We start from the raw sequence: 26,424 nt of genomic DNA on the forward strand, positions 1-26,424 counted from the left end.
AGGAATTCGCCGTGAAGAAGACCGAAGCCGAACTGCTGGAGAACCAGTGGGACGTCGAGAACATGGAGGTCGACCCCGAGGTCCTCGCCAAGTACGTCCGCTACCACGTCGACGAGGAACGGGCCGTCGCCACCATCACCTTCGACCGCCCGGAGCGGCTCAACGCCATCCCGGTGGCCGCCTTCGAACGGGTAGGTGACCTGGTGAAGGAGGCGGAGACCGACGACCGGGTCAAGGTCATCGTGTTCACCGGGGAGGGGGAGCACTTCGGCACCGGCGCCGACGCCGCCGAACTCGGGCACTACATCGGCTACAAGACCGGCACCGACAAGGCGTCCCGGCGTCGTCCGGCGCAGCGGCAGCGCATCCTGCCCGACCGCAACGTGCTCAGCTCCGGCTTCACCCGGCCGATCATCGAATCGCTCAAGGCGACCATCTGCCAGGTGCAGGGCTACTGCTACGGCGGGCACTTCCAGATCGCGCTGTCGGCCGACATCGTCATCGCCTCCCCGGACGCCCGGTTCACCCACCCGGCGTTCCGCTACCTGGGGCCCGCGCCGCAGGACATGTACCACTGGATCGAGAAGGTCGGCCTGACCACGATGAAGGACGTCATGCTCACCATGCGGGCGATCGGCGCGGAGGAGGGTGAACGCAAGGGCCTGGTCACCAAGGTCGTCCCGCGTGACGAACTCCAGAAGTGGGTCGACGACTACGCCGACGCGATCGCGGTGATGCCGTTGGACTCGCTGATGATGGGCAAGTCGATGATGCAGGTGGTGATGGAGGCGCGCGGCAAGGGCCTCGGGGCGATGACCGGCTGGGTCGGGCACGGCTGGGCCACCAACGTCAGCTTCGCCGACGGGGACTGGAACTTCCTCAAGGAACGCCGGGAGAAGGGCATCGGGCAGGCGCTGGCCGACCGGGACCGGCTGGTCGCCCCGTACTTCCGCCTCAGCGACAGCCGGTCGCGGGAAGAGTAGGCGACGGCGTGAGGTTCGGCATCCTGCTCGACCACCAGTACGCCCCCGGCGACGACCTGGGCCGGCGCATCGGGGAGACCGTCGAGTACGTCCAGCACGTCCGCGACCTGGGCTACGACTCGGTCTTCGGCATCCACCACTACCTGTCGTCGCTGCGCACCCCGCAGCCGCTGCCGCTGCTGAGCCGGCTCATCGACCACTCCGGGACGATGCAGCTCGGCACCGGCATCCTCATCCTGCCGCTGGGCCACCCGGTGCACTGGGCCGAGGAGATCGCCACCATCGACCAGATGTCCGGCGGCCGGTTCGTCCTGGGCATCGGCTCGGGCTACCGCGACGTCGAGTTCACGTCGTTCGGCATCGAACGGCGGACCCGGGTGTCCCGGATGAACGAGGCGCTCGCGGTGATGCAGCAGCTGTGGACCGGGGAGCCGGTGCACCACGAGGGCAAGCACTTCACCCTGGACGGGGTGCGGTGCAGCGTACTGCCGGTGCAGCGCCCGCACCCGCCGGTGTGGGTGGGTGCCAACGGCCCGACCGGCATCGCCCGGATCGCCCGGCAGGGGCTGCCCTGGCTGGCCCCGTCCAACGTGCGCCGCAACTGGGCCGTGGGCAACCTGGCCGACTACCGTGAGCAGCGGCGGGCCGCCGGCTTCGACGAACGGGACGCGGTCTTCCCGATCCACCGGGACCTGTGCGTGGCCGACTCCGCCGACGCCGCGTTCGCCGTCGCCGGGGAACAGGTGAAACGCTCCTACGGCGAGTACGTCCAGTACGGCATGGACTTCTTCGAGTCGCAGTGGGACGCGATCAAGGAGAAGGCGCTCTTCTTCGGCTCGCCCGACGACATCGCCGCCAAGATTCAGGATTTCGCCGACGCCGGCTTCAACCATTTCGTCTTCCGCGCCCAGTGGCTCGGCCTGCCGATCGAACGGTCCATGGAGATCGTCGAGCGGTTCGCCCGCGAGGTGATGCCGAGGTTCCGGCCATGAGGATCGGTCACGTGATCGTCCCCGCCGACGACCTGGACGCCCAACTCGCCTTCTACACCGCGCTCGGGTTGACGGTGCGGTTCCGCGACGGCGACCGCTACGCCGCCGTCACCGACGGCACGGTCACCATCGGCCTCGCCGACGCCGGCCAGCAACCCGTCGCCGGCCGCACCGTGCTCAGCATCCAGGTCGACGACCTCGACGCCTGCCTCGCCCAACTGGCCGCCGTAGGCGTCACCGCCACCACCCCGACCACCGGCCCGCACGAACGCCGGGCCCTGATCACCGACCCCACCGGCAACCCCCTGACCCTCTACCAACCCCACCCCTGACCCCCCACCCCACCCCACCCCCTCACCCACCCCCCACCCCGCCCCGTGATCAAGAGAAAAGCGTCAGGAGTGATCTCCACGATGACGCAAACCTCTTGATCATCTGACGCAAACCTCTTGATCACCGAAGCGAGCCGGGACAGCACCTCCACCTCACGCAGCGGCGAGCGGCGGGGGTAGGGCACGGAGAGTGGGCAAGGGGCCGGCAGGGCAGGGCACGGGGCGGGAGGGGGCGGGGCGGCTGGTGGGGAGGGCAGGGGCACTCGGAGAGGTATGAGAAGGAGATCGATGTGAGTGTGAGTGACGAACTGCGGGGCCTCACCGTCGGTGTGCTCGGCGGGACGGGGCCGCAGGGGCGGGGGTTGGCGCGGCGGTTCGGGGCGGCCGGGCTGGACGTCGTACTCGGGTCGCGGGACGCCGAGCGGGCTGCGCGGACGGCGGCCGGGTTGCCCGGCCGGGTCCGGGGCGGGTCGAACGCCGATGCCGCCGGGCAGGCCGACATCGTGGTGGTCGCGGTGCCCTGGGAGGGGCACGCCGAACTGCTCGCCACGCTCGCCCCGGCGCTGGCCGGGAAGATCGTCGTGGACTGCGTGAACCCGCTGGGCTTCGACAAGCAGGGTGCCTACGCCCTGCCCGTCGCGGAGGGCTCCGCCGCCCAGCAGGCCGCCGCGATCCTCACCGGGTCGCGGGTCGTCGCCGCGTTCCACCACGTCTCGGCCGTGCATCTGGAGGACCCGGACCTCGACCGGGTGGACACCGACGTGCTGGTGCTCGGCGACGACCGCGAGGCCACCGACCTGGTCCGGGACCTCGCCGCCGCCATTCCCGGTGTACGGGGCGTCTACGGCGGCCGGCTGCGCAACGCCCACCAGGTCGAGGCGTTCACCGCCAACCTGATCTCGGTCAACCGGCGCTACCGGGCCCACGCGGGCCTGCGCGTCACCGACGTCTGACCCCGCCCCCCGGCCGAAGACCCGCCGCCCTCGGCCGAAGCCGCGCTGTCACCGGCAGCAGACCCCGCCCCGGCACGAAGGAGCATCCATGGATCTCGCCCGTACCACCGCCATCGTCACCGGCGCCGCATCCGGGCTGGGTGCGGCGACCGCCGCCGCGCTGGCCGCCGCCGGTGCCACCGTGCACGGCTTCGACCTCGGGCCGGCCATCGCGGCGGCCGGCGACACCCCGTCCGGGGTACGGCTGGTCGACGTCGACGTGTGCGATCCGGTGTCGGTGCGGGCGGCCGTCGACCGGGCGGCCGACGGCGACGCGCCCCTGCGGACGGTGGTGAACTGCGCCGGGATCGCCCCGTCACAGCGCATCCTCGGCCGACGCGGCGTGCATGACCTCGACCTGTACGCCCGCGTGGTGCGGGTCAACCTGGTCGGCACGTTCACCGTGCTGACCCTGGCCGCCGAGCGGATCGCGCAGACCACCCCGGACGGGCACGGCCAGCGGGGCGTGATCGTCAACACCGCCTCGGTCGCCGCGTTCGAGGGGCAGGTCGGTCAGGCGGCGTATGCGTCGTCCAAGGGCGGCGTCGTCGGCCTCACCCTGCCCGCCGCCCGGGACCTCGCCCCGCACGGCATCCGGGTGATGACGATCGCGCCCGGCATCATGCTGACCCCGATGATGCAGACCGTGTCGGCGCAGTACCGGGCCGGGCTCGCCGCCGGGGTGCCGTTCCCGGCCCGTCTCGGCGACCCCGGCGAGTACGCCGCGCTCGTGCTCGCCGTCGTCGGCAACGACTACCTCAACGGCGAGGTGGTCCGGCTCGACGGGGCGCTGCGGATGACACCCCGCTGACCGTACGGGGGTCAGTAGGCGTAGGTGACCGAGATGGTGGCGTTGGGGCAGCCACCGGCCAGGCTGGTCAGGGCGCTCTTCTCGGCGCTGTCGACGGTGAGCCGCCACCGGGTCTTGGTGGCCACCCACTCGTTGACGTACCGGCACCGGGCGGCGGCGTACGGCGGCAGCCAGGTGGCCGGGTCCTGGTCGCTCTTGGCCTGGTTGACGTTGTCGGTGACGGCGGCCAGCGGGCGGCTGTCGCCGAGGTCGTTGGCGTACGCCTGGCGGCGGCTGGTGGTCCAGGTACGCGCGCCGGAGTCCCATGCCTCGGCCAACGGCACCATGTGGTCGATGTCGAGGTCACCGGTGGCGGTCCAGTAGGCGTTGTCGTAGTAGGAGTACCAGCGTCCCCCGCTCAGCGTGCAGGTGCCGGTGACGGTGGGCGCGCTGACCGCCTCGGCGAGCAGCACCTCGTTGCGGGTGTTGCAGCCGTCGCCGTCGGCGTCGATCCAGTGCGGGAAGAGGTCACGGCTGTATCCGGTACGGATCTCGGTGGCGACGGGAAGGTCGGCGACGGCGGTGGTCAGCGGGGCGGAGTAGCCGGCGGCCTCGGCGGGGTGGGCGAGGCCGAGCGTGGCGGCGAGGACCGCGGCGGGGATGGTCGCGGCGGCGCGCAGGTGTCGGTTCATGGGTGCTCCGTCCGGTCAGATGCGGGCTCCGTTGCCCCATGTATAGACGGAAGTCGAAGGAGCGGTCCAGTGGGCCCGGTGTGAACGGTGGCCGAACTCGCCGGTCAGCGGCGGGTCGGCAGCCGAGCCAGCTTGTCCGGGTTGACCACCAGCAGCAGCCGTTCGATGCCCCGTACCGAGGTGTCCAGGGTGATCAGGGTGACCGGCCGGTCGGCGGCGACCAGCACCCCCGGGCCGCCGTTGACCTCGACCAGGCCGACCGTCGTGCCCCGCCAGTACTTGCGCCGCACGTTGTCCAGGAAGTTCGTCACCCGGGCCGGCCCGCACACGTCCCGGCGGGCCGCGTGCACCCGGCCACCGCCGTCGGAGCGGGCCACCACGTCGGCGGTGAGCAGCCGCTCCAGGGTGGCCAGGTCGCCGTCGCGGGCCGCGCCGAGCAACGCCTGCGCCAGCCGCCGACGGTGCTGCGGCGCGGCGGGCGCGGGGCCTTCGACGGCGAGGTGCCGCCGGGCCCGGGTGGCCAGCTGCCGCGCGTTCGGCTCCGACGTGCCGAGCACCTCGGCGATCTCCCGGTACGGGTAGTCGAACGCCTCACGCAGCACGTACGCGGCCCGCTCGGCGGGGGTCAGCCGCTCCAGCAGCAGCAGGACCGCGACGTCCAGGGCCGCCGCCCGTTCCGCGCCCAGGGTCGGATCGGCGTCGGTGGCGACCGGTTCGGGCAGCCACGGCCCCACGTACGTCTCCCGGGTGGCGCGGGCGGAGGTGGCCGCGTTCACCGCCAGCCGGGTGGTCGTGGTGGTGAGGAAGGCCGCCGGGTTGCGTACCCTGCTGCGGTCGGCGCGCTGCCAGCGCAGCCACGCCTCCTGCACCACGTCCTCGGCCTCGACGACGCTGCCCAGCATCCGGTAGGCCAGCCCGAACAGCCTCGGCCGTACGTCGAGGAACGCGGTCAGGTCGGCCGGCGCGACGGCCGCCGGCGCGTCGGCGGCGGCCCCGGACCCGGTCGTCATGCACCCACCGTAGGGGGTGCGGCGCGGGGGCGCGGCGGCACCCGCCGGCCCCCCGCGCCGGGTCAGCGTCCGCGCCACTGCGCCAGCCGGGTGCCGCCGGTGCGGGCGTCGCCGAGCGGAACCAGCGCCTGCTCGGCCAGCAGCGCCCCGAAGTAGCGCCCCTGCGGGTCGCTGACCACCGGGCGGGGGTCACCGGCGGCGGTCAGCGTCGCCCGGCCCAGCTCGTCCAGGCGGAACCGTTCGGGTCCGGCCAGCTCCACGATCCCGTCGGCAGGCGTGTCGAGGGCGATCTCGGCCAGCACCGTCACCACGTCGTCGGCGGCGACCGGCTGGATCAGCGCCGACGGCAGCCGTACCTCCCCGTCCACCACTGACGACTCGACGATGGCCGGCACGAACTCGAAGAACTGGGTGGCGCGCAGCACCGTCCAGGGGACGCCCGCGGCGGCGATCAGCGCCTCCTGGGCCACCTTGGCCCGCATGTACCCGCTGTCGGGGATGCGGTCGACGCCGACGATCGACAGCGCCACGTGGTGCCGTACGCCGGCCTTCGCCGCTGCCTCCAGCAGGGTCCGGGTGGACGTCCCGAAGAACGCCAGCACGGCGTCCGCCTCGAACGACGGGGAGTTCGACACGTCCACCACGACGTCCGCGCCGTCGAGCGCCTCGGCCACGCCCGCGCCGGTGACCGCGTCGACCCCGGTCCGTGGCGAGGCGGCCACCGCCTCGTGGCCCTGCTGCCCGAGCAGCGCCACCAGCCTGCTGCCGATGAGTCCGCTGCCCCCGATGACGACGATCTTCATGGTCGATCCACTCCCTGTCCGTCCCTGGCGGTCGCGCCGCCCCGTACCCCTACGACCGACGGGACCGGTGATCCGTGACAGGCGTCGTGGCGGGCCGGGAGCGGGGCGGCGGCCCGGTGGGGTGGCCGGGTCACGGTCCGCCGGTGGCCGCGGCAGCGGGTAGCGTTCCCGCGGTGGGTGCGCCGGCACCCGGGTGAGGAGACACCATGGCGGGCACGACGACGGTGGAGGTTCCGACCAGCGACGGCGCGGCGGAGGCGTACCTGGCCCGGCCGGACGGGGACGGGCCGTTCCCGGCGGTGCTGTTCTTCATGGACGCCTTCGGGCTGCGTCCCCGGCTCGCCGAGATGGCCGAGCGGATCGCCGCGCGGGGTTACCTGGTGCTGGTGCCGAACCTGTTCCACCGCACCGGCCCGATGCCGCGCGTCGACCTCGCCGACCTGGCCGACCCGCAGCGGCGCGGCGAGTTGTTCGGCCGGATCGTGCCGCTGATCATGGCGCTCACCCCGGAGCTGGTGGCCCGGGACGCCGGGGCCTATCTGGACTTCCTCGCCGCCCGTGACGACGTCGCGGACGGGCCGGCGGCGATCGTCGGGTACTGCATGGGTGGCACCAACGCGCTGCGCGCGATCGAGGCGCACCCGGACCGGATCGCGGCGCTGGCCAGCTTCCACGCCGGACGGGTCGTCACCGACGAGCCGGACAGCCCGCACCGGGGCGTCGGCGCGGTCACCGGTGAGCTGTACTTCGCCCACGCCGACCGGGACGACTCGATGACCGCCGACCAGATCGCGACGTTGGAGGCGGCGCTCGACGCCGCCGGGGTCGCCTACCGCTCCGAGGTGTACGTCGGTGCCCCGCACGGCTTCACGATGGCCGACACCGCGATGTACGACGAGGGGGCCGCCGAGCGCCACTGGACGGCGTTGTTCGACCTGCTGGATCGGACCTTCCGGGGGTCGGCGCGGCGGTCGGATGACGGTCCCCATGCGAGCGTATGACAGTCGCGTGACATTCGGCCCGCAGCGTCCCGCCGTGGTTTCACCGCCCGCCCGCCGGGGGCAGAGTCCAGGTCGACAGCGACTCGTGGAGGGACGACACACGTGGAAGTACAGGGCTTCTTCACCGCCATCATCATCGGTCTGATCATCGGTGCCCTGGGTCGCCTCGTGGTGCCCGGGAAGCAGAAGATCTCGATCCTGCTCACCCTGGCCATCGGCGTGGTGGCGGCGATCCTCGGTACCCTGCTCGCCGGCGCGTTCGGGGTGGACGACACCCCGGGCATCGACTGGATCGAGCTGTTCCTCCAGGTGGCCTTCGCGGCCGTCGGCGTGGCTGTTCTCGCCGGCACGTACGGCCGACGTCGGCACTGACCCGCACCCCCTCGCGTCGGCCCGCCCTCTCCCCGGGGCGGGCCGACGCGGCCGTTGCGCCGGGTGGCGGTCCAGGTACCCCCGGGGGTATGTTGGCGGCAGGAGGTGCACTGTGAAACTGCGACCGGAGATGACCGGCGACGCGCTGACCCGGCTCAAGCGGGCCCGGGGTCAGCTCAACGCCGTGATCGAGATGATGGAGAACGGCGAGGACTGCCGGGAGGCGTTGACCCAGCTGGCGGCGGTCTCCAAGGCCATCGACCGGGCCGGCTTCAAGATCATCGCCTCCGGGATGCGGCACTGCGACGCGGCGCGCGGGCGCGGCGAGACCCCCGAGATGACCGAGGCCGAGCTGGAGAAGCTCTTCCTGGCGCTGGCCTGACCCGCGAACGGCGTCCCGCCCGGCCCGCCTGAGCGCGCTCCGGGCGGGTACTCCGTACCTCGGAACACGAACACCCGTCTGTCCGTTAAATACCCCCTGGGGTATAAGCAGAAAGAGAGGTTTGTCATGACTGTTGAGGTGACGGTGCTCAGCACGTCCTCCCTCGGCGACCGCAGCTACCTGGCCTCCGACGGCCGGGTCGCGGTCGTGGTCGACCCGCAGCGCGACGTCGACCGCGTCCTGCGCCTGGCCGGCCAGCACGACGTCCGGATCACCCACGTGGTGGAGACCCACCTGCACAACGACTACGTCTCCGGCGGCCGGGAACTCGCCCGGCTCACCGGCGCCGACTACCTGGTGGCCGCCGCCGACCAGGTCGACTTCCCCCGCACCCCGGTCGACGACGGCGACGAGGTGCCCGTGTCGGACACCCTGCGGCTACGGGTGGTCGCCACCCCCGGCCACACCTTCCACCACCTGTCCTACGTCCTGGACGCCGCCACCGACGGCGGCTGGCAGCCGGTCGGTGTCTTCACCGGCGGCTCCCTGCTCTTCGGCACCACCGGCCGCACCGACCTGCTCGGCCAGCAGCACGCCCACGAACTCGCCCACCACCAGCACGCCTCCGCCCGGCGGCTGGCCGACCTGCTGCCCGACGGCACCCAGGTCTGGCCCACCCACGGCTTCGGCAGCTTCTGCTCCGCCACCCAGTCCGACGCCCCCGACTCCACCATCGGCCGGGAGCGGCAGGTCAACCCGGTGCTCCGGCTCGCCGCCGACGACTTCGTCACCGACATCCTCGCCGGCCTGGACGCCTACCCCGCGTACTACGCGCACATGGGGTCCACCAACGCCGCCGGCCCGACGCCGATCGACCTCACCCCGGTCACCCGCGCCGACGCCGGTCAACTGCGCGAACGGATCGCCGCCGGGCAGTGGGTGGTCGACCTGCGGCACCGCAAGGCGTACGCCGCCGCGCACCTCGCCGGCACGGTCAGCCTCGGCCTCGACGGGCCGATGTCCACCTGGCTCGGCTGGCTGATCGACTGGGGCGCCCCGCTCACCCTGCTCGCCGAGACCCCGGAACAGATCGCCGAGGCCCAGCGGGAACTGGCCCGCATCGGCATCGACCGGCCCGCCGCCCAGGCCACCGGCGGCCCCGAACGGTGGGCCGCCGACCCCGGCCAGCTCCGCGAGCAGCCCACCGCCGACTTCGCGGCCCTGGCCGCCGCCCGCGCCGGGAACCCGCCCGCCGGACTGCCCGCCCCGCAGGTCGTCCTCGACGTGCGGATGACCAACGAGTGGACGGCCGGGCACCTCACCGACGCCGTGCACGTCCCCCTGCCCGACCTGCGGGCCCGGCTCGCCGACATCCCCACCGGGGTGATCTGGGTGCACTGCGGCTCCGGCTACCGGGCCAGCGCCGCCGCGTCCCTGCTGGCCAACGCCGGCCGGACGGTGGTCGTCGTCGACGACCGGTTCGACCGGGCCGCGCCCGCCGGCCTCACCCTCACCACCCCCGCCTGACATCCCCACCCGCCGCGGCGGACCCGAAACGAGGAGAGATGGACCGTACCGACCCCACCCGCACGGCCACCGTCGACGCCGACACCCTGCGTGCCCTGGTCGACGCCGGCCGGGCACCCCGGCTGCTGGACGTCCGCACCCCGGCCGAGTTCGCGACCGCACACATCCCCGGCGCCTACAACGTCCCGCTCGACCTGCTCCGCGAACACCGCGACGAGCTGCGGCGACACCTCGACGAGGAGGTGGTGCTGATCTGCCGCTCCGGCGCACGGGCCAACCAGGCCGGCCGGGCGCTCGCCACCGCCGGCCTGCCGCACCTGCGGGTCCTCGACGGCGGCATGCTCGCCTGGGAGAAGACCGCGGCACCCGTACGACGGGGCACCCCCCGCTGGGACCTGGAACGGCAGGTACGCCTCGTCGCCGGGTCGATCGTGCTGGTCAGCGTCCTCGGCTCGGTGCTGGTGCCGGGACTGAAGTGGGTCGCCGCGCTGATCGGCGGCGGGCTCACCGTCGCCGCCCTCACCGACACCTGCGCCATGGGCATGCTGCTGGGCCGGCTGCCCTACAACCGGGGCGTCGGATGCGACCTGGACGGTGTCGTCGCCCAGCTACGCGGTGACACCGGACGGCAGGGGTGAGCGCCACCCTGCCGTTGACCGTCGGGCTGGCCGTGCTGATCGGGGTCAGCCTCGGCCTGCTCGGCGGCGGCGGTTCCATCCTGGCCGTGCCGCTGCTGGTCTACGTCGCCGACCTGCCGGTACGGGAGGCGATCGCCACCTCGCTGCTCGTCGTCGGCGTCACCAGCCTCGTCGGGGTGCTGCCGCACGCCCGGGCACACCGGGTCCGCTGGCGTACCGGGTTGGTGTTCGGCCTCGCCGGCATGGCCGGGGCGTACGCCGGTGGGCGGCTGGCCGGCCACCTCCCGCCGACGCTCCTGCTCACCGGATTCGCGGTGCTGATGCTGGCCACCGCCGTCGCCATGATCCGCGGCCGACGGGTCGCCGGGGGGACCGGGCCGCACGGGCTGCCTCTGGCCCGGGTGCTCGCCGACGGGGCGGTGGTCGGGCTGGCCACCGGACTCGTCGGGGCCGGCGGCGGGTTCCTGGTGGTGCCCGCGCTGGCGCTGCTGGGCGGCCTGCCGGTGCCGGTCGCCATCGGCACCTCGCTGGTGGTGATCGCGATGAAGTCGTTCGCGGGTCTCGCCGGCTACCTCTGGACCGTCGACATCCACTGGCCGCTGGCGCTTGCCGTCACGGCCGCCGCCGTGCTCGGCAGCCTGCTCGGCGGGCGGCTCACCGGCCGGGTGCCGGCCGAGGTCCTGGGTCGGTCGTTCGGCTGGTTCGTGCTGGTGATGGGTGGTTTCGTGCTGGTCCGGCAACTACCCGGCGAGGTTCGGGCCGACCCGGCGCTGTGGACCGGCCTGGCCGGCCTCGCGGCCGGCGCGGCGCTCGCCGCGCTGGCCTGTGCCCGACGTGCCCCGTCCGGGGCCGGTCGGGCAGCGCCCCGCCCCGCCGACTGACCACCCGGCCGGGCCTGCGGCGCGGTCACCGGGGGCGGCGACGCAGGTTGGCCAACTTCTCCATGCCCTGCCGGGCCTGGACGGTACGCAGCAGTTTGCTGGTCTCCTTGCGGAAGTGGCTGCACTGCTTGCCGAACTCGCCCACCGACTGGTCCTTGCTCGCCTGGAGCAGCCGTTCGGCGTACTCCAGCCAGCTGTGGCCCTCCCACGGGCACGGCTCGGCGATCGGATCGGCCGCGGAGGTCAGCTCGGCGGCCAGCAGGATCGCGCGGGCCATCAGGAACATGGTGACCGGGGTGACCCGACCGGCCAGGTGGACCTGCTGGAACACCCGGCACCCGTCGAAGAAGTGGAACGCCTTCACCGCCTTCTCGGGGTCCCGCCGCAGCTCCGCCATCCGCAGGTAGACCGCACCGAGACCGCGCAGGAGCTGCACCTCGGTGAAGTTCTCCCGGAGGAGGTCGGCGATCGTCGAGTGGGACTCGTCGGTGACCTCCCGGTCGGCCGGCGGACGCACCCGGGGCGTGGGGTCGAAGACCCGGCTGAGCTGGTCGGCGAACTCGCTGCCCTCGGCGATCCGCCACACCCCCCGGTCGGCCAGGCTGGTGACCACGGCGTCGCCGCTGCGCCGCCGGTTGAGCATCCGCGCGACACCCTCGGTGTAGCCGCCGTTGCTCATGATCTCGGTGGCGACGTTCTCGACGTCGCTCCAGGCGATCTCCCGGTTCAGTTCCAGGTCGACCCGGGTCCGCAGGATCACCAACTGCTCCAGCAGCGGACCCTCCCGCTCCTCGGCGGCGAGCAGGTCGCCCGCCTCCAGCAGCAGCGGACGCGGGTCGGGATCGTTACGCGGCCAACCGAAGTGGGCGTACCCGACGATGGCCTCGACCATGGCCAGCCCGTACCGCAACCGTCCCCGACCGTCCGACGCGGTCACGATCAGCCGCCGGTACGTCTCGATCGCCTGCCGGTACTCCCAGATGTAGCGGTGGAACTCCGCCCGGACCTCCAGCACCCCCGGATGGTCCGGCCAGCGCTGCTCGGCGGCCCGGATCAGCTCCCAGACCGTGCTGTTGTCGACGTCGTTACGCCGGTGCACCCCCTGCTCGTCAGGCTGCTGCTCGCCCACCCCCAGCCAGCGCCGGTACTGCCGCTCCAGTCCCACCTCCATCTGGAGCAGCTCGATCGAGTGGCTGAACCGGCGCAGGTGCCCGTCGAGCTTGTCCCGGCGGAGCCGGTAGACCCGGCGGATGTCGACCAGATCCTCCGGCCGCAGCCGCTTCCTGCGCTCCAGGCGCTCCACGCCCTCCGGGGTGGCCGCGGCCAGCAGGTTACCCTCGCTGCTCCACCGGGCCCGGTGGCACCACAGGTCGAGCACCGCGTGGTGCCAGGTGGTGTGCTCCTGTTCGGCCAGCCAGTTCTGCACCTCCTTGATCCGGCGCAGCAGTTTCTGGTCGCGGGGTCGGGTCCGGGGGGCGTCACCGCCGCGCGGGGACGCGTCGATCTCGGCCCGCCAGCCGCCCAGCTCCCGCTGGATACGCAGCTCCCGCAGCAGCGACCGGGCGCTCGGCCGGTCCTCGTGGGCCCGCTTCGCGCACTCCAGCGCGACCTCGGCCTCGGTCGTCGCCTCGGCGAACCTGTTGTTGCGACGCAGGCAGTGCGCGACGAACAGGTGCACCTCCGCCTCGATCCCGGGGAACAGCGGGAACTCGCCGTCGGTCAGCACCAGGGCCATCGTCCGTCGGGCGGCCTCCAGCTGGCTGACCACGTCCGGGTCGCTGCGGTGCACGGCGTGCAGCAGCCGCCACACGTACATCCGGGTGTCGCCGGGCCAGCGGGCCGGCGAACCCCAGGCCGTCGTCAGCTCCTCGACCACCCGCCGGCCCGTCGCCTCCTGGTCGGCGAAGGTGGGCTGTTCGGCGACGAGCAGCGTCGCCACGCCGCACAGCCGCATGCTCCACAGTCCCCGGTCGCTGTCCGACCCGGACAGGGCCAACCCCTCGCTGACCGCCGCCGTCGCCTCGGTCAGCGTCGCCACCCGTTCCGCCAGGGTGCGCTCCCCCCGGGCGCGACCGCACAGCAGCCGGTGGCGCATCTGCAACACCGCGAACCGGTCCCGCAGGGTGACCGGCTCGGGCATCAGCCCGAACAGCTCGAACGCGGTGCCCAGCGCGGCCCGCGCGGCCGGCACCCGGCCCGAGGTGAGCTGGAGGTCGACGGTGTTCAGCAGCCAGGAGATCGCCACGGTGATCAGATCCGGGCGGTTGCCGCCGGCCACCCGGGCGCAGTCGGCCAGCACCGGCGCGGCCTGCTCCCGGGCCGGCAGCAGGCTCGTCCCCGCCCGCAACCGGCGGCCACCGATGAACAGCGCGGTGTCGATCGACTTCAGCAGCCGGTGCGACAGCGCGTCCCGGTCGGCCTGCCCGATCGCCTCCGCCACCGCGTCGGCGGCGGCCACGAACGCCTCGCGCACCTGCTGGCTCTGCCCGGTGGCCCGCATCGCCTGGTTGAGCCGGGCGGCACCGGCGACCACCGGGTAGCCGCTGGCCCGGACCGGCCGGGCGGCGGGGACGTCCACCTCGACCGGCGGCGCGACGGCGTCGGTCGGGTTGGTGACCGGCCCGTCGGTTGCCGCGACGGCCGTGGCCTCCAGCAGCACCGGGCTGAACGCCGCGTCGCCTGAGTGCGCGGCGGCGAGCTTGGTCAGCGTCTCCCGCAGCCGGGGGTATCCGGCCACCACCGCCTCGTCGAGGCAGCCGATCGCCCGGTCGACGCCCTTCAGGACGTGCCGGTCGGAGTTGTCCGGGTGGCGTTGCCGTTGCCGCAGCATCGCCATGACCAGTGCGAACATCGCCTCGGCCACCGGCTCGTCGAGCTGGTCGGGGGTGAGTTCGGCACCGTCGACGAGTGCCCGCCCGTAGACGTTGTCGCCGCCGCTGCCGCGCAGGGTGGCGGTCAACGCGTTGCTCAGCGCGTGCCGGGCCGACCGCCCCAGGTCGTGCCAGAGGACGCCGTCGTGCTCCTGCTGGGTGAGGATGCGCGCCTCGACCAGATGGTGGGTGGCCTGCGGGGTGAGCCCGCAGCCCATCGTTTCGAGCAGTTCGGCGGACATCCACAGCCCGTCGGTGATCGCCCAGGCGGTCAGCACGGCCAGCGCACCGGGCCGGCCCCGCTTGCCGTCGACGCCGGTCCACAGCGCGAAGCAGTCCACGTCGCGCAGGCCGGCACCGACCGTGGCGGCAGAACGGCGCAGCAGCGCGTCGATGAGGTGTTCGACGCCCGGCTGCTCGATGCGCTTGTTCAGCACGTCGTTGGCGAGTTCGTCGATGCCGTTGTGCAGCACCCCGGGCAGCCGGACCAGCTTGTCGTCCAGCTCCGTCCAGAGCCGACCCTCGGCGAGGCCGGCGATGGTCAGGCCGCCGCCGTACAGCGGGTCGGCGAGCACCTGGTCGACCAGTGCGGTGGCCTCGTCCTCACTGAGTTCCCGCAGCTGGATCACCGGCAGGTAGCGCAACCGGTTGTCGCCGCTGACGTGGACCTCCGCCCGGGTGGCGATGATGACCAGCGCCCGGTCGAACACGGACAGCTCCAGCAGCCGGTCGAGCTGCGCCCGGACCGCCCCCGGCCGGGTGCCCAACCGGGAACCCTCGACGAACAGGATCAGCCGTCGGCGGTGCAGCTGCCGCTGCAACTCCTCGACCAGGGTCGTCCGGACCGCCTCGGCGTAGTCCATGCCGTAGTCGGTGACGTCGTCGATGGTGACGTCGAGTTCCCGGGCGAGCGCCCCGAGCACCGGCTCGGGCGCGCTGCTGTTGGGGATGTCCAGCCGCAGCAGTGCCACCTCGTCGAGCTGCCCGGCCTCCTCGGCGAAGCGGGCCAGCACCTCGTCGACGAAGTACCGCTTGCCGGCGTGCCGGGGCCCGACGACCGGCAGCACCGCCCCCTGTGGCAGGCGCAGGCTGGCCCCGCCCCGGACCAGTTCCGGGACCCGGCCGGCGAACGGCAGCTGCCGGTCCGGCCAGGCGCTCTCGAAGCCGGCCCGCTCGCCGTGGTCGGTGGGGGAGCCGGCGGGCCGGCGGGGGAACGGCACCGCACGCCGCTGCGGCGGACGCCACGCGGGGTTACGCACCCAGCCCCGGTCGAACTCGACCGGGCTGCGGGCCGGCGGCGGAAAGCCTTCGCCGGCCAGGAGTTCCCCGGCCTCCCGCAGCACCTCCGTCGGGCTCAGCCACTCGGGCGCGTCCGCCCGGCCGCGCCCGAAGACCTCCAGCAGGGCCCGGGTGAACGGGGTGTGCAGCTCGTCCGGGCCGGCGTCGAGCGCCGGCCCACTGCGGACGGCCGCCATCAGCTGCCAGCCACGGTCCTCGTCGAGGTGCAGCGCCTCCGACGGCAGGACCAGGCTGGCGTTGCCCGCGTGGCAGCAGTCGAGGATCAGCAGGCACCGCTGGGCGTCGGTGCCCCTGGCCGCCGCCACGAAACTCTCCACCGGGAACTCCTTGCCGGAGGTGTCCGCAGCCTCGTGGGGAAGGAGCCGTAGCGACCGGCCCGCCAGGACGGCGTGACCGGCGAAGTAGACCACCAGCACGCCGTCGCGGCCGACGAGCCGGGCCGCGTCCTCGACGTACCCGGCCAGGTCGTCGGCCGTGGGGTCGGGCACCACGGCGATCCGCCGCTTCGGCAGCCCCCAGACGGCGGGATCGGCGAACGCCTCGGCCAGGGCCGTGAGGTTGTCCCCGGCGGCCGGGACGGTCAGCCCCAGATGGGCGTAGGAGCTGACCCCCAGCAGGACGGCACGGGACTGGGCCGGATCGAACCGTGGTTGGTGCGCAGCGGTCACCGCAGGCCCTGCTTGAGCACCGCGACGACGTCCTCGGCCGAGCCGCTGGCCTCGATCTTCACCTCCCGGGTGCCGTCCGGGCTGTCGGTGAGGGTCACCGTGACGGTGGTGTCGCCGCCGCGCCGGGCGCCGCGCCGGGCCTGGTACCAGTCGTACACCGCCTGGATCACCACGGGCAGCAGCACGTCCTGGCCGATGAACTCCAGCACCTCGGCGGCCCCGAGGGTGCCCGGCTCGGGTGCGCGGTGGATCAGCCGGACCCGGGCGTCGCGCAGCTCCGGGTCGGCCACCAACTCGTCGCGAAGGTCGTGCACCGGCGACTCGTCGGAGTCCGAGACCGAGAAGATCAGACGCATGCCGTCATCATGGCCCATGCCGTCACGCGGTGTCAGCCGCGGGACGCTCTCCTGTCGTCCTGTCGACACAGTCCCGCCGACCGTCCATGTCGGACCACCGCCACGACCGAGTCCGGTGGGAATTGCGCGGCCGGTGGACCGTCCGATGTGGGGGAGGCGTCGGTGGTGACGGAGTGCCGGCTCAGGAGCCGGCGGGCACGGTGTCGTCGGTGGGTGGGAACGCCAGCGCCACGGTCAGGTCGAGCACCGTGCCGGGCTCGTTGAGCCGGTCGCCGTACAGCTCGCGCAGCCGGCCCATCCGGTACCGGACCGTCTGCGGGTGCACGAACAGGTCGGCGGCGACGTCGTCGCGCCGGCCCTGGTGCAGCAGCCAGGACCGCATCGTCTCGGCCAGCCGCGCGGCGGTCGCCGCCGGCAGCGTGGCCAGCGGTGCGAGCACCTGGGCGCGCAGGTCGGCCAGCGCCTCCGGGTCGGTGTGCAGCACCAGCCGGGCCAGGTGCTGCTCGGTGTCCCACGCGGCGGCGTCCGCCGGTGACGGCAGGCCGAGGGCGAGCGCCTTCAGCACCCGCTGGTACGACCGGGCCACCGCCACCCACGGCCGGGCCGGGCCGAGCACCGCGCGGTGCCCGTGCAGCGCCGTGGCGAGCTGCCGCCGCCGCCCACCGTGCATGTCCGGTACGAGCAGCAGCGCCCCCTCCTCGGCCCACTGCGCCCCGGGCAGTTCCTCACCGCTCTCCAGGGTGTGCGTCGGGAGCACCGCGAGCACCCCGCGCAGGCTGCTGCGGGGCAGCACCACCACGGTCAGGGTCTGCGGCGGTGGCCACTCGGCCCGTTCGGCGCTGCGCCGCAGCACCTCCTCCGGCTCGCCGGTCAGCAGTTGCTGGGTGAGCCGGTCCAGGTCGCGCCGCCGGGCCCGGCCGACGTTGGCCAGCTCGTCGGAGTGGCCGGCGACGCTGGCGGCGGAGAGTTCGTCGATGTAGGCGAACATCAGCTCGGCGAACTCGGCGACCGTCTCGGCGGACAGCCCGCTGCGTACGGTGGTGGTGGAGACCTCGCGCCAGGCCACCCGGGCCCCCACCCGGTACGCGGCCAGCAGCGCGTCCATGCTGCGCCCCGCCCGCGCCTCCCCGGCGCCCAGCGCGTACGCGGCCTCCAGCGCCCGGTTCAGCGGGGTGCTCGGGTCGGCCGCGGTGCCGGCCCGCTCGATGAGCTGGAGGAACGTGCCCAACGCGATGCGTACCGCATTCTCGATCTTCTCGCGCATCTGGCCGGTGAGGGTGCCGGAGTAGGCGGGGACCTCGGCGGTGATGGTGGTCACGGTGTGCGCGGCGACCATCGGCAACCGGCCGCGTAACCGGGCGGCCACCGGCGCGTCGAGTTCCAGCCGTCCGCCGGGGTGGCCGGCCGCCTCCGTTTCCGACATGTTGTTCCCTTCGAACAAGTTATCGCGTCCGATTCACCTTCCCTGGTCAAGATGTTATGCGGAAGTGCGAGGACCCTGGGTTCATGACCACCACCGTCCCGCACCGCCCGGCGAAGACCACCGTCCGGGACCGGCTCCTGCGGTTGGCCGAGACGGTCACCACCCCGCTGCTGCCGGAGGACTACCTCGACCTGGTCGCGCCGCTGCGCGCCGGGGCCGCCCTGCGCGGGCGGATCGTCGCCGTCGAGCCCGAGACCCCCGACGCGGCGACCCTCACCATCCGGCCCGGCCGCAACTGGCGCGGCCACACCCCCGGCCAGTACGTCCGCCTCGGCGTCGACGTCGACGGGGTACGCCAGTGGCGGGCCTACTCGCTGACCTCCGCCCCCGACCGCCCCGACCGCCTGATCAGCGTCACCGTCAAGGCCATCCCCGACGGCCGGGTCAGCAACCACCTGGTCCGGCGGACCCCGGTCGGCACCGTCGTCCAGCTCGACCAGGCACTCGGTGACTTCGTCCTGCCCGACCCGGTTCCCGCCCGGGTGCTGTTCCTCACCGCCGGCAGCGGCATCACCCCGGTGATGGGCATGCTCCGCGCCGGTGTGCACACCCGCGCCGACGTGGTCGTGGTGCACTCCGCGCCGACCCCCGACGACGTCGTGTTCGGCCCGCGGCTGCGGGCGCTGGCCGGGCAGGGCGGTATCCGCCTGGTCGAGCGGCACACCGACCGGCACGGTCTGCTCGGCGTCGACGAGCTGGCCACCCTGGTCCCCGATTACCTCGACCGGGAGACCTGGGCGTGTGGCCCGGTCGGGATGCTCGACGCGGTGCAGGAGCACTGGGCGGCGGCCGGCGTCGCCGACCGGCTGCACACCGAACGGTTCCGGCCGACGGTGATCGCGCCCGGCGAGGGCGGCACCGTCACCTTCACCCGCACCGGCCTCACCCTCGCCGCGGGCGGCGGCACCCCGATCCTCGACGCCGGTGAGGCCGCCGGCGCGCTGATGCCGTCCGGCTGTCGGATGGGGATCTGCTACGGCTGCGTCCTGCCGCTGCGCCAGGGGGCGGTGCGGGACCTGCGGACCGGGGAACTCACCACCGCCGTCCCCGGTGACGGCGTGCTCATCCAGACCTGCGTGTCGGCGGCGGCCGGCTCCTGCGACATCGATCTCTGACCGGAGGCCGGACGTGACCGTCATCCAGCACAAGCCCGTCAACCCGATCGCCCACCTGAGCGCCGAGGACATCGAGACGCTCGGCAAGGAACTCGACGCCATCCGGGACCGGGTGCTCGCCGAGCGCGGCGCGAGCGACGCGGCCTACATCCGCAAGGTGATCAAGACGCAGCGGACCCTGGAGATGGGCAGCCGCGCGGTGCTGCTCTTCTCGCTCTTCCCGCCGGCCTGGGTGGTCGGCACCGCCGGCCTGACGGTGGCCAAGATCCTGGAGAACATGGAGATCGGCCACAACATCCTGCACGGCCAGTACGACTTCATGCGCGATCCGAAGATCCACTCCACCACCTGGGAGTGGGACCACGTCTCCCCGGCCGACCAGTGGAAGCACTCGCACAACCAGCTGCACCACACGTACACCAACGTGCTGGGCAAGGACAACGACCTCGGGTACGGCATCATGCGCGTCGACGAGGACCAGAAGTGGTACCCGATGCACCTCGGCCAGCCGCTGTGGAACTTCGTCAACGCCTGTTTCTTCGAGTACGGCATCGCCGCGTACGACCTGGAGCTGGGTCGTAACCTGCGCAAGGGCCGGCACAAGACCCCCGAGTTCCGGGCCCGGCTGCGCGCGGTCGGCCGCAAGATCCGCCGCCAGGTGCTCAAGGACTACGTCATCCACCCGCTGCTGTCCGGTCCGTCCTTCCTGACCACCCTGGCCGCCACCTTCACCGCGAACCTGCTCCGCAACCTCTGGAGCCACTCGGTGATCATGTGCGGCCACTTCCCCAACGGGGTCGAGACGTTCTCCAAGACCTCGATCGAGGGGGAGACCCGGGGCGAGTGGTACCTGCGGCAGATGCTCGGCTCGGCCAACATCAGCGGCAGCCGGCTGATGCACATCATGACCGGCAACCTGTCCTTCCAGATCGAGCACCACCTCTTCCCCGACCTGCCCAGCAAGCGCTACCAGGAGATCGCCCCGCAGGTGCGGGCACTGTTCGACAGGTACGGGCTGACCTACACCACGGGCCCGCTGCCCAAGCAGGTCGCCTCCGCCTGGTGGAAGGTCATCCGGCTCTCCCTGCCCAACCGGGAGACCGCCCCGCCGGCCACCGACGAACCCCCGGCCCGGGTGCTCGCCACCTCCGGGGTCTGACCCCGCAGGCGGCCCGCTGGGTGGCCCGTCAGCAGCCGGTCCAGCGCACCGGGGTGAGCCGGTCACCGACGGTCCAGCCGACCACCGTGCCGTTGTCCGCGATTGCGCCCGCCCGGACGAAGCGGATGGTGTTGCCCGCCCCGGGCAGCGGCGTCACCCGGTCACCGTGCCCCACCGCCGACTCGCCGAGCACCACACCGCTTGCCGTCACGCCGTAGATCCGCCACCCCACCGCCGGATGGACCGGTGTCGCCGCCCCGGTGCGCAGGTTCCACCGCTGGGGGGTCCCGTCCCCCTCCTCCGGGGTGTCGTCCACCCCACCGGCGGCCCAGTCACCCCGACCCACGGACGCCCAGGCGCGGGGTTTGCCGGGCACGCTGAGCCAGCGGATGCTGCCGTCGGGGCGACGTACCCAGCCCGCGTAGCTCGGCGGGCCGTCCGGTCCGACCGAGGTGCCCACGACGCTGCCGTCGTCCAGGACCGCGTTGGCGACCGCGTCGGTCAGCGGCGCGACCGTCTCGACCGTGCCCGGCCGGTCCGCCGGCCACCGCAGCGGGACCTGGGTCTCGGCGGCGTCCACCGAGCCGCGTCCCACGATGTCGCCGCGGGCGTTGATCCCCTCGGCCCAGACGTTCGAGACGGTCCCCGGGACGGGTAGTTCGGTGAGCTGGCCGTCCTGGTAACGCCAGGGGCGGTACGTCGCGGACATGGCCCCGTTGCCGATCACCACGCCGGCCGGGTTGATCCCGGTGACCTCTCCGGCCAGCGGGGTGTCCACGGCGGTGACCCGGTTGCCCTGCCAGATCAGCAGGAGTTGCTCCCACACCCCGTCGGTGATCCGGGTGCCGATGCCGGCGACGAACCGGCCGGTCGGGTCCACCGCCTGGGCCTCGCCGTGCGTCAGCCCCGCCGGCAGTGGCAACGGACGCAACGCGCAGTACCCGATGCTGTCCCGGCGTGGCCCGGCCGCGGCCGACCCGGGCAGGGCCAGCGCCGCGGTGAGCAGGCCGACCGCGGCCCCGGCGAACACTCGTTGACCGATCATGGCGGATCCCTTCGGACGTGGTGGTGGTCCCGGCACCCGCCCGGCCCCGCCACGTCGGTCGCGGCGGGGCGCGACCGGTGCGGGGTGGTCCGGCGTACCGGCCCGTCCCGCTGTGTCGACCGGGCGGACCGGACGCCTGTGTTGCCTGTATTACGGTCGAAACCGAGGTCAGGTTGCGCGGTGTCCGATACGCGACCGGCCCGCCGGTCCGTCCCGCGTCGGACCCTGCCCGGCGTCGCGGCGGTGCGGGACCGCGGGGGTGAAGCAGCGGAGGAAATGCGATGGCCTACCTGTTCCTGCTGATCGCGATCGGTGCCGAGGTGGCCGGCACCAGCCTGCTCAAGGCGACGCAGGGGTTCACCCGGCTCTGGCCCACGGTCGGGCTGGCCGTGGCCTACCTGCTGGCCTTCGGGATGCTCGCGCTGGCGGTCCGGGACATCCCGGTCGGGGTGGCGTACGCGATGTGGTCCGGGCTCGGCACCGCCGCGATCGTCGCCGTCGGCGCGGCCTTCCTCGGTGAGCCGCTGAGCCTGACGAAGGTGATCGGGGTGGGACTGATCATCGGGGGAGTGGTCGTGCTCAACCTGGGTGGGGCGCACTGAGCCGGCCGCCCCCGGTGCGGGGTCGGCCGGCTGTGGCACGTGGGCTAGCGGCGGCCCGCGGAGTGCCGGTGCACCACCTGCCGTCCCCGCACGAACGCCAGCACGATCACCACCAGCAGCGCGACGAGGCCGATGATGGCCAGCCAACGGACCGCCTCCAGCAGCAGCCCGAGCAGGATGAGCGCGCCGCCGACGACACCGACGACCCAGAGCATGGCCCGCATGTCCACCTCCCGTGACTCGCTGACCGGGCAGCCTTCCCGTTCCGGGCCGCCGTATGCCCCGCAGCCACCGGGAGCGGGGTCAGCGCGGGTCGGGCCGCCGGTGGGCGACGTAGACGGTGTTGGCGGACTTCCCGCCGGTCAGCGGGTTGGCGAACGGGACGACGTGCGCCTGCCAGGTGGTGAACACCTCGGCCAGGACCCGGCCGAACGCGTCGTCCGGCGGGTCGTCCGACCAGAGCGCGAACACCCCCTCGGGCAGCAGCAGGTCGGCCAGCCGGCGCAGCCCGTCGGCGGTGTAGAAGGCGGCGTGGCTGGGGTGCAGCACGTTGCGCGGGGAGTGGTCGACGTCGAGCAGCACCGCGTGGAACCGGCGGCCCGGCTGGTCCGGGTCGAAACCGCTGCCGTCGGCGACCGCGGCGAAGAAGTCGGCCCGGACGAACCGGGTCCGTGGGTCCGGGGCGAGACCGGCGGCGAAGGGCAGCAACTGCCGGCGGTGCCAGTCGATGACGTCCTCGATCGTCTCCACCACCAGCACCGTGCGTACCCGGGCGTCCTCCAGCGCGGTACGGGCGGTGTAGCCGAGGCCGAGACCACCGACCACCACGTCGAGCGGCCCGTCGCCCAACGGGGCCAGCCCCAGCCGGGCCAGTTCGATCTCGGCGACCGGGAAGAGACTGGACATCAGATACTCGTCGTCGAGCTTCACCTCGTAGACGTCGACGTCGAGCGCGGGTTCCCGCCGCCGGCGCAGGCTGATCGCGCCGATCGGGGTCTCCCGCCAGGCCAGTTCCTCGAATCGCACGCCCACCCGGTCGTCCCTCCACCGTCGTCGTGCCGGGATGCTACCGGGTGACCGGTTCGGCGCGGCACCGGCGCGCGGCGACGCGGCCGGGCGGACGTCGCCGGTCACCACGCAGGGTCCACGGGACATCGACGCAGCGCATATCCTGTCCGCCGAGGACTCGCGGAAGGGACGCCATGCCGTCGCGGCAGGACCAGCTCCACTCCTACCAGTTCACCGTGCAGCGGGCCGTCGCCGCCCTGGTCATGCGGGAGACCGACCCGGCGCGGTCACCGTTTCGCCGGCTGGCCGGTGCCGGGCTGGCCAGCGTCCTGGTGGCGGCGATCGGGCTGGGTGGCTGCGCGCTCTACGGCCTGTTCGTGGGGGGCGGGTCGAGCTGGCGCGACGCCGGTGCGGTGATCGTCGAGAAGGAGTCCGGGGCTCGGTTCGTCTACCGTGACGGCCGGCTGCACCCGGTGCTCAACTACGCCTCCGCGCTGCTGATCGTCGGCGCGGACCGGTCCCGTACGGTGCTGGTGTCCCGCCGCTCCATCGAGGGGGTGCCGCGCGGGCTGCCGTTGGGCATCGCCGACGCCCCGGACTCGCTGCCGGCCGCCGGGCGGCTGTCCACCGCGCCGTGGACGGTCTGCTCGCGGGTGTCGGCCGAGGCGGCGCGGGCCGTACCCCGCTCGGCGCTGCTGATCGGCCGGGAGCCGACCGGCGGGCGGCGGCTCACCGAGGAGGCGGTGCTGGTCCGGCACCCCGACGGCGGGCTGCACCTGATCTGGCACCAGCGTCGGCACCTGCTGCGCGACACCGCCCGGGTGCTCGCCGCGCTGGCGACCACCAGGGAACGCGCGGTTCCCGCCGCCCCGGCGCTGCTCAACGCCCTGCCGGCGGGCGTCGACCTGGCCCCGCCGTCGCTGGCCGGGCTCGGCGAGCCCTCGTCCGGGGTCACCGACGCCACGGTCGGGGACGTCTACCTGGTCCGCAACTCCGGCGGCGGTCGGCAGTACGCGGTCGCCGGGCGCGCGGGCCTGGCCGGGATCACCGAACTCCAGGCGGCCCTGCTGATGGCCCGCACCGGCCAGGACGAGCCGGCCCCGATCAGCCTGGGCCGGTTCGCCGCGTCGCCCAAGCTGCCCGATCTGGTGCCGACCGGGCCGACCGCGCCGCCACCGGCCCCGCCCCGCCTGGCCGGGGTCGACGGCGGCGTGCTCTGTGCCCGGATCGGCGACGACGGCACGGTCGGTGAGGTGCGGGTCGACGCGACCGTGCCGGATCTCACCGCCGCCCGCAGCACCGACACCCCGGGCGGGGTGCGCGCCGACCAGGTGCTGGTCGAGCCGGGACGCGGTGCGGTCGTGGAGTCGGTGGCCGCGCCGGGCGCCGACGGCGGGGCGGTGTCGGTGGTCACCGACCTGGGCCGCCGCTACGTGCTCGCCGACGAGGGGGTGCTCGGCATGCTCGGCTACCGGGGGGTCACCCCGGTCCGGCTCCCGGCCGGCCTGGTCAGCCTCGTTCCCGCCGGCAGCACCCTCGACCCGGCCGCCGCCCGGGCGGCGGCTGCCCCGTCCTGACCACCCGGCCCGGCCCGCGCCCGGGGCGGTGCGCGGGGGTCAGCCGGTGGGGCGGCGCAGCAGGCTGACGGCGAAGTCCGCGTCGTCGCGCCAGGGGCGCAGGTCCCAGGTGGCGAAGCGCTGTTCGAGCCGCAGGCCGGCGGCGGCCAGGTCGCTGTCGAAGTGGTCGAGCCGGTAGCCCCGGTCGAGGCCGAACCCGACCAGCACCGCCCCGTCCGGGCGCAGGTGGGCGGCGATCCGGGTCAGCACGGCGGGTTCGGTGCCGGCAGCGACGAAGGCCATCACGTTGCCGGCCACCACGGCGGCGTCGAACGGCTCGGCCTCGCCGTCGGCGGCGAGATCCAGCGTGGCGAGGTCGGCGACCAGCCAGCGGGGCCCGGGATGGTCGGTGCGGGCCGCCTCGACCAGGGCGGGATCGGCGTCGACCCCGACCACCTGGTGCCCCCGCGCGGCGAGCGCGGCACCGACACGTCCGGTGCCGCAGCCGGCGTCGAGGATGCGGGAGCCGGGGGCCACCACCGCGTCGACCAGGCGGGCCTCCCCGGCCAGGTCGGCCCCCTCGGCGGCGAGCCGGCGGAACCGGTCGATGTACCACTGGGAGTGTTCGGGGCCGGTCTCGGTCGCCCACCGGGTCGGGTTGGTCATGCCGCCACGGTAACCGGCCGGCCCGGCGTGCCGGGGCGGCACGGCACCGCCCACCGTGCCGGGGGAGGCGGGCCGGTCACGGCGGGGCTCAGGGCAGCTGGGCCACCGTGACGAACTCGTTGTAGGTGAAGACCTTGCCCATCGACCGGGGGAACGGGAAGGAGTACTGCTTGACCACCGTCATGCCGAGATCCCGGGCGGCCTGCGCGGCCTCGTCGAACCCGACGAACCGGACATGGGTCGCGTCGCTGGCGTAACCCCGCTCCTGCGGGGTGATGAAGACCGCCGTGCCGCCGGAACGCAGGAACGGCAGGTAGCTGGAGATGACCTCCAGGGCCGCGTCGGCGGGCAGGTGCTCCAGCAGGTGGGCGGCGAGCAGCGCGTCGAAGGCACCGGGCCGGGCGTGCGGGGACTGGTGGAACTCCTCGATCGTGTACGCCTCCAGTCCGGCGGCCCGTGCGTGCGCCACCGAGGTGGGGTTGTGGTCCACCCCGACCGCGCCCTCGCCCAGGTTGGCCAGGTTGCGGCCGAGGCCGCAGCCGACGTCGAGGGTGCGGCCCAGGTCGAGCCGCTGGAGGTTCCACCGGTACGGCGCCTGCACGTCGAGCACCTGCTTCCAGCGTGCGCCACCGAGGCGTTGCAGCCGCTGGGTGTAGTCCTCACCCTCGGTGCCCGCCGCGGTGTCCTGCTCTGCTCGACTCATCGCCGGCCTCTCTGCCCGTCGCGGAAACGTCGCCACCCGGCGCGCGTGCGGAGGGCACGCCGCCGGCCGTCGGGTGTCCGCGCCGACGCGGACACCCGACAGATGCTACGGACCCGGGCGGCCATCGTCAGCCCCCACGGGTGGCGGGTCGGCCCTGGTGACGCAGGGTGTTGCAGGGTCGACCCTGGGTGCGGGACGGGTGCCCCGCCGGCGTGACCCCGGCCCCGGGTCGGCAGGTCGGCCTGGGAGACCACGCCGGGCACCCGTCGGGTGTCGTCGACCACCGGCGCCGCCGTGACGTGCCGGGCGGTGAGCAGGTCCACCACCGTCCGGTAGCCGGTGCCCTCGTCCACCGTGCGCGCGTCGACCGCCGTCACGTCCTGACGGGCCGGAGGTCCCGGGTGGTCGGCCGACCCTAGGATGGCGTGGGCCGGCGGCTGCGGCAACCCGCCTGACCTGGCGTTAAGGCGCCGTCCAAGATGGAAAATAGCCGGTTTGC

27 protein-coding genes are annotated in these 26,424 nt (G+C 73.7%); 15 read left to right on the forward strand and 12 right to left on the reverse strand.

Annotation, left to right across the window (positions count from 1 at the left end; translation table 11 throughout):
* Window positions 1-11 precede the first annotated feature (11 nt).
* From JQN84_RS25330 to JQN84_RS25350, 5 genes are all read left to right on the forward strand, one after another.
* Window positions 12-983: an enoyl-CoA hydratase/isomerase family protein gene (locus tag JQN84_RS25330; RefSeq protein ID WP_204961056.1), complete on the forward strand. Its 972-nt coding sequence runs from the start codon at window positions 12-14 to the stop codon at window positions 981-983.
* A gap of 8 nt (window positions 984-991) precedes the next feature.
* On the forward strand, window positions 992-1,975 hold the full coding sequence (locus JQN84_RS25335; protein ID WP_204961057.1) for an LLM class flavin-dependent oxidoreductase: 984 nt from the start codon (window positions 992-994) through the stop codon (window positions 1,973-1,975).
* Window positions 1,972-2,307 (forward strand): VOC family protein, encoded by a 336-nt coding sequence (locus tag JQN84_RS25340; RefSeq protein ID WP_204961058.1) that lies wholly within the window; start codon window positions 1,972-1,974, stop codon window positions 2,305-2,307. Before JQN84_RS25335 ends, JQN84_RS25340 begins: the two co-directional genes overlap by 4 nt.
* 284 nt (window positions 2,308-2,591) lie before the next feature.
* Complete coding sequence (gene npdG / locus JQN84_RS25345; RefSeq protein WP_204961152.1) at window positions 2,592-3,260, forward strand: NADPH-dependent F420 reductase; 669 nt, start codon at window positions 2,592-2,594, stop codon at window positions 3,258-3,260.
* An 88-nt stretch (window positions 3,261-3,348) separates the two neighbouring features.
* Window positions 3,349-4,110, forward strand: coding sequence for an SDR family NAD(P)-dependent oxidoreductase (locus tag JQN84_RS25350; protein WP_204961059.1), 762 nt, complete (start codon window positions 3,349-3,351; stop codon window positions 4,108-4,110).
* Window positions 4,111-4,121: 11 nt separating this feature from the next.
* On the opposite strand, the gene JQN84_RS25355 is transcribed toward JQN84_RS25350, so the two are convergent.
* From JQN84_RS25355 to JQN84_RS25365, 3 genes are all read right to left on the reverse strand, one after another.
* On the reverse strand, window positions 4,122-4,781 hold the full coding sequence (locus JQN84_RS25355; protein WP_204961060.1) for an HNH endonuclease family protein: 660 nt from the start codon (window positions 4,779-4,781) through the stop codon (window positions 4,122-4,124).
* A 104-nt stretch (window positions 4,782-4,885) separates the two neighbouring features.
* Entirely contained in the window at window positions 4,886-5,791 is a 906-nt protein-coding gene (locus JQN84_RS25360; RefSeq protein WP_204961061.1) for an RNA polymerase sigma-70 factor, read from the reverse strand.
* 62 nt (window positions 5,792-5,853) lie between these two features.
* Complete coding sequence (locus JQN84_RS25365) at window positions 5,854-6,594, reverse strand: SDR family oxidoreductase (protein WP_204961062.1); 741 nt, start codon at window positions 6,592-6,594, stop codon at window positions 5,854-5,856.
* 206 nt (window positions 6,595-6,800) lie between these two features.
* Here JQN84_RS25365 and JQN84_RS25370 point away from each other — a divergent pair, with 206 nt between their 5' ends.
* The 6 genes from JQN84_RS25370 to JQN84_RS25395 all read left to right on the forward strand — a co-directional run bounded on the left by JQN84_RS25370 (window position 6,801) and on the right by JQN84_RS25395 (window position 11,395).
* Window positions 6,801-7,595, forward strand: a complete 795-nt coding sequence (locus tag JQN84_RS25370) for a dienelactone hydrolase family protein (RefSeq protein ID WP_204961063.1) — start codon at window positions 6,801-6,803, stop codon at window positions 7,593-7,595.
* Between the two features lie 102 nt (window positions 7,596-7,697).
* Window positions 7,698-7,967: a GlsB/YeaQ/YmgE family stress response membrane protein gene (locus JQN84_RS25375; RefSeq protein WP_204961064.1), complete on the forward strand. Its 270-nt coding sequence runs from the start codon at window positions 7,698-7,700 to the stop codon at window positions 7,965-7,967.
* Window positions 7,968-8,079: 112 nt separating this feature from the next.
* A complete protein-coding gene (locus JQN84_RS25380) occupies window positions 8,080-8,349 on the forward strand; it encodes a metal-sensitive transcriptional regulator (RefSeq protein WP_204926517.1) in 270 nt (89 codons plus the stop codon).
* A 126-nt stretch (window positions 8,350-8,475) separates the two neighbouring features.
* On the forward strand, window positions 8,476-9,876 hold the full coding sequence (locus tag JQN84_RS25385; RefSeq protein WP_204961065.1) for an MBL fold metallo-hydrolase: 1,401 nt from the start codon (window positions 8,476-8,478) through the stop codon (window positions 9,874-9,876).
* 38 nt (window positions 9,877-9,914) lie between these two features.
* The gene (locus JQN84_RS25390; RefSeq protein ID WP_204961066.1) at window positions 9,915-10,514 is read left to right on the forward strand and encodes a rhodanese-like domain-containing protein; all 600 of its coding nucleotides are present in this window, start codon (window positions 9,915-9,917) and stop codon (window positions 10,512-10,514) included.
* Window positions 10,511-11,395, forward strand: coding sequence for a sulfite exporter TauE/SafE family protein (locus JQN84_RS25395; protein ID WP_204961067.1), 885 nt, complete (start codon window positions 10,511-10,513; stop codon window positions 11,393-11,395). Before JQN84_RS25390 ends, JQN84_RS25395 begins: the two co-directional genes overlap by 4 nt.
* Window positions 11,396-11,420: 25 nt before the next feature.
* On the opposite strand, the gene JQN84_RS25400 is transcribed toward JQN84_RS25395, so the two are convergent.
* The 3 genes from JQN84_RS25400 to JQN84_RS25410 form a co-directional block, all read right to left on the reverse strand.
* Window positions 11,421-16,232 carry a caspase family protein gene (locus JQN84_RS25400; protein ID WP_204961068.1) on the reverse strand — a complete coding sequence of 1,604 codons (4,812 nt, stop codon included), beginning with the start codon at window positions 16,230-16,232 and terminating at the stop codon, window positions 11,421-11,423.
* A complete protein-coding gene (locus JQN84_RS25405) occupies window positions 16,229-16,588 on the reverse strand; it encodes an effector-associated constant component EACC1 (RefSeq protein WP_204961069.1) in 360 nt (119 codons plus the stop codon). Before JQN84_RS25405 ends, JQN84_RS25400 begins: the two co-directional genes overlap by 4 nt.
* A 181-nt stretch (window positions 16,589-16,769) precedes the next feature.
* Window positions 16,770-18,011 carry a PucR family transcriptional regulator gene (locus JQN84_RS25410; protein WP_204961070.1) on the reverse strand — a complete coding sequence of 414 codons (1,242 nt, stop codon included), beginning with the start codon at window positions 18,009-18,011 and terminating at the stop codon, window positions 16,770-16,772.
* Between the two features lie 83 nt (window positions 18,012-18,094).
* Here JQN84_RS25410 and JQN84_RS25415 point away from each other — a divergent pair, with 83 nt between their 5' ends.
* Both JQN84_RS25415 and JQN84_RS25420 read left to right on the forward strand, forming a co-directional pair.
* On the forward strand, window positions 18,095-19,186 hold the full coding sequence (locus tag JQN84_RS25415; RefSeq protein WP_204961071.1) for a ferredoxin reductase: 1,092 nt from the start codon (window positions 18,095-18,097) through the stop codon (window positions 19,184-19,186).
* A 13-nt stretch (window positions 19,187-19,199) separates the two neighbouring features.
* Window positions 19,200-20,345: a fatty acid desaturase family protein gene (locus JQN84_RS25420; protein WP_204961072.1), complete on the forward strand. Its 1,146-nt coding sequence runs from the start codon at window positions 19,200-19,202 to the stop codon at window positions 20,343-20,345.
* A 28-nt stretch (window positions 20,346-20,373) separates the two neighbouring features.
* Here the strand turns inward: JQN84_RS25420 and JQN84_RS25425 are convergent, their stop codons facing one another.
* Window positions 20,374-21,390, reverse strand: coding sequence for a hypothetical protein (locus JQN84_RS25425; RefSeq protein ID WP_204961073.1), 1,017 nt, complete (start codon window positions 21,388-21,390; stop codon window positions 20,374-20,376).
* 281 nt (window positions 21,391-21,671) lie between these two features.
* Between JQN84_RS25425 and JQN84_RS25430 the strand changes: the two genes are divergently transcribed.
* Window positions 21,672-21,992, forward strand: a complete 321-nt coding sequence (locus JQN84_RS25430) for a DMT family transporter (protein ID WP_204961074.1) — start codon at window positions 21,672-21,674, stop codon at window positions 21,990-21,992.
* A 44-nt stretch (window positions 21,993-22,036) separates the two neighbouring features.
* On the opposite strand, the gene JQN84_RS25435 is transcribed toward JQN84_RS25430, so the two are convergent.
* Both JQN84_RS25435 and JQN84_RS25440 read right to left on the reverse strand, forming a co-directional pair.
* Entirely contained in the window at window positions 22,037-22,216 is a 180-nt protein-coding gene (locus JQN84_RS25435; RefSeq protein ID WP_204961075.1) for a hypothetical protein, read from the reverse strand.
* A 79-nt stretch (window positions 22,217-22,295) separates the two neighbouring features.
* Window positions 22,296-23,024: a polyamine aminopropyltransferase gene (locus JQN84_RS25440; RefSeq protein ID WP_204961076.1), complete on the reverse strand. Its 729-nt coding sequence runs from the start codon at window positions 23,022-23,024 to the stop codon at window positions 22,296-22,298.
* A 170-nt stretch (window positions 23,025-23,194) separates the two neighbouring features.
* On the opposite strand from JQN84_RS25440, the gene eccB reads away from it, so the two are divergent.
* Window positions 23,195-24,577 (forward strand): type VII secretion protein EccB, encoded by a 1,383-nt coding sequence (gene eccB, locus JQN84_RS25445; RefSeq protein ID WP_204961077.1) that lies wholly within the window; start codon window positions 23,195-23,197, stop codon window positions 24,575-24,577.
* A gap of 39 nt (window positions 24,578-24,616) precedes the next feature.
* On the opposite strand, the gene JQN84_RS25450 is transcribed toward eccB, so the two are convergent.
* The 3 genes from JQN84_RS25450 to JQN84_RS32620 form a co-directional block, all read right to left on the reverse strand.
* Window positions 24,617-25,222, reverse strand: a complete 606-nt coding sequence (locus JQN84_RS25450) for a class I SAM-dependent methyltransferase (RefSeq protein ID WP_204961078.1) — start codon at window positions 25,220-25,222, stop codon at window positions 24,617-24,619.
* 88 nt (window positions 25,223-25,310) lie between these two features.
* Window positions 25,311-25,925: a methyltransferase domain-containing protein gene (locus tag JQN84_RS25455; RefSeq protein WP_204961079.1), complete on the reverse strand. Its 615-nt coding sequence runs from the start codon at window positions 25,923-25,925 to the stop codon at window positions 25,311-25,313.
* Window positions 25,922-26,302 carry a CBS domain-containing protein gene (locus JQN84_RS32620; RefSeq protein WP_372446013.1) on the reverse strand — a complete coding sequence of 127 codons (381 nt, stop codon included), beginning with the start codon at window positions 26,300-26,302 and terminating at the stop codon, window positions 25,922-25,924. Before JQN84_RS32620 ends, JQN84_RS25455 begins: the two co-directional genes overlap by 4 nt.
* Window positions 26,303-26,424: the final 122 nt, after the last annotated feature.

Source organism: Micromonospora humidisoli (genome assembly GCF_016900955.1).
Lineage (GTDB): Bacteria > Actinomycetota > Actinomycetes > Mycobacteriales > Micromonosporaceae > Micromonospora > Micromonospora wenchangensis.

Bases quoted from the DNA above. Each gene is read 5' to 3' on its own strand.
- JQN84_RS25340 (WP_204961058.1), top strand. From the start codon at position 1,972: ATGAGGATCGGTCACGTGATCGTCCCCGCCGACGACCTGGACGCCCAA.
- JQN84_RS25350 (WP_204961059.1), top strand. From the start codon at position 3,349: ATGGATCTCGCCCGTACCACCGCCATCGTCACCGGCGCCGCATCCGGG.
- JQN84_RS25355 (WP_204961060.1), bottom strand. From the start codon at position 4,781: ATGAACCGACACCTGCGCGCCGCCGCGACCATCCCCGCCGCGGTCCTC.
- JQN84_RS25360 (WP_204961061.1), bottom strand. From the start codon at position 5,791: ATGACGACCGGGTCCGGGGCCGCCGCCGACGCGCCGGCGGCCGTCGCG.
- JQN84_RS25365 (WP_204961062.1), bottom strand. From the start codon at position 6,594: ATGAAGATCGTCGTCATCGGGGGCAGCGGACTCATCGGCAGCAGGCTG.
- JQN84_RS25370 (WP_204961063.1), top strand. From the start codon at position 6,801: ATGGCGGGCACGACGACGGTGGAGGTTCCGACCAGCGACGGCGCGGCG.
- JQN84_RS25385 (WP_204961065.1), top strand. From the start codon at position 8,476: ATGACTGTTGAGGTGACGGTGCTCAGCACGTCCTCCCTCGGCGACCGC.
- JQN84_RS25390 (WP_204961066.1), top strand. From the start codon at position 9,915: ATGGACCGTACCGACCCCACCCGCACGGCCACCGTCGACGCCGACACC.
- JQN84_RS25405 (WP_204961069.1), bottom strand. From the start codon at position 16,588: ATGCGTCTGATCTTCTCGGTCTCGGACTCCGACGAGTCGCCGGTGCAC.
- JQN84_RS25410 (WP_204961070.1), bottom strand. From the start codon at position 18,011: ATGTCGGAAACGGAGGCGGCCGGCCACCCCGGCGGACGGCTGGAACTC.
- JQN84_RS25415 (WP_204961071.1), top strand. From the start codon at position 18,095: ATGACCACCACCGTCCCGCACCGCCCGGCGAAGACCACCGTCCGGGAC.
- JQN84_RS25425 (WP_204961073.1), bottom strand. From the start codon at position 21,390: ATGATCGGTCAACGAGTGTTCGCCGGGGCCGCGGTCGGCCTGCTCACC.
- JQN84_RS25430 (WP_204961074.1), top strand. From the start codon at position 21,672: ATGGCCTACCTGTTCCTGCTGATCGCGATCGGTGCCGAGGTGGCCGGC.
- JQN84_RS25435 (WP_204961075.1), bottom strand. From the start codon at position 22,216: ATGCGGGCCATGCTCTGGGTCGTCGGTGTCGTCGGCGGCGCGCTCATC.
- eccB (WP_204961077.1), top strand. From the start codon at position 23,195: ATGCCGTCGCGGCAGGACCAGCTCCACTCCTACCAGTTCACCGTGCAG.
- JQN84_RS25450 (WP_204961078.1), bottom strand. From the start codon at position 25,222: ATGACCAACCCGACCCGGTGGGCGACCGAGACCGGCCCCGAACACTCC.
- JQN84_RS25455 (WP_204961079.1), bottom strand. From the start codon at position 25,925: ATGAGTCGAGCAGAGCAGGACACCGCGGCGGGCACCGAGGGTGAGGAC.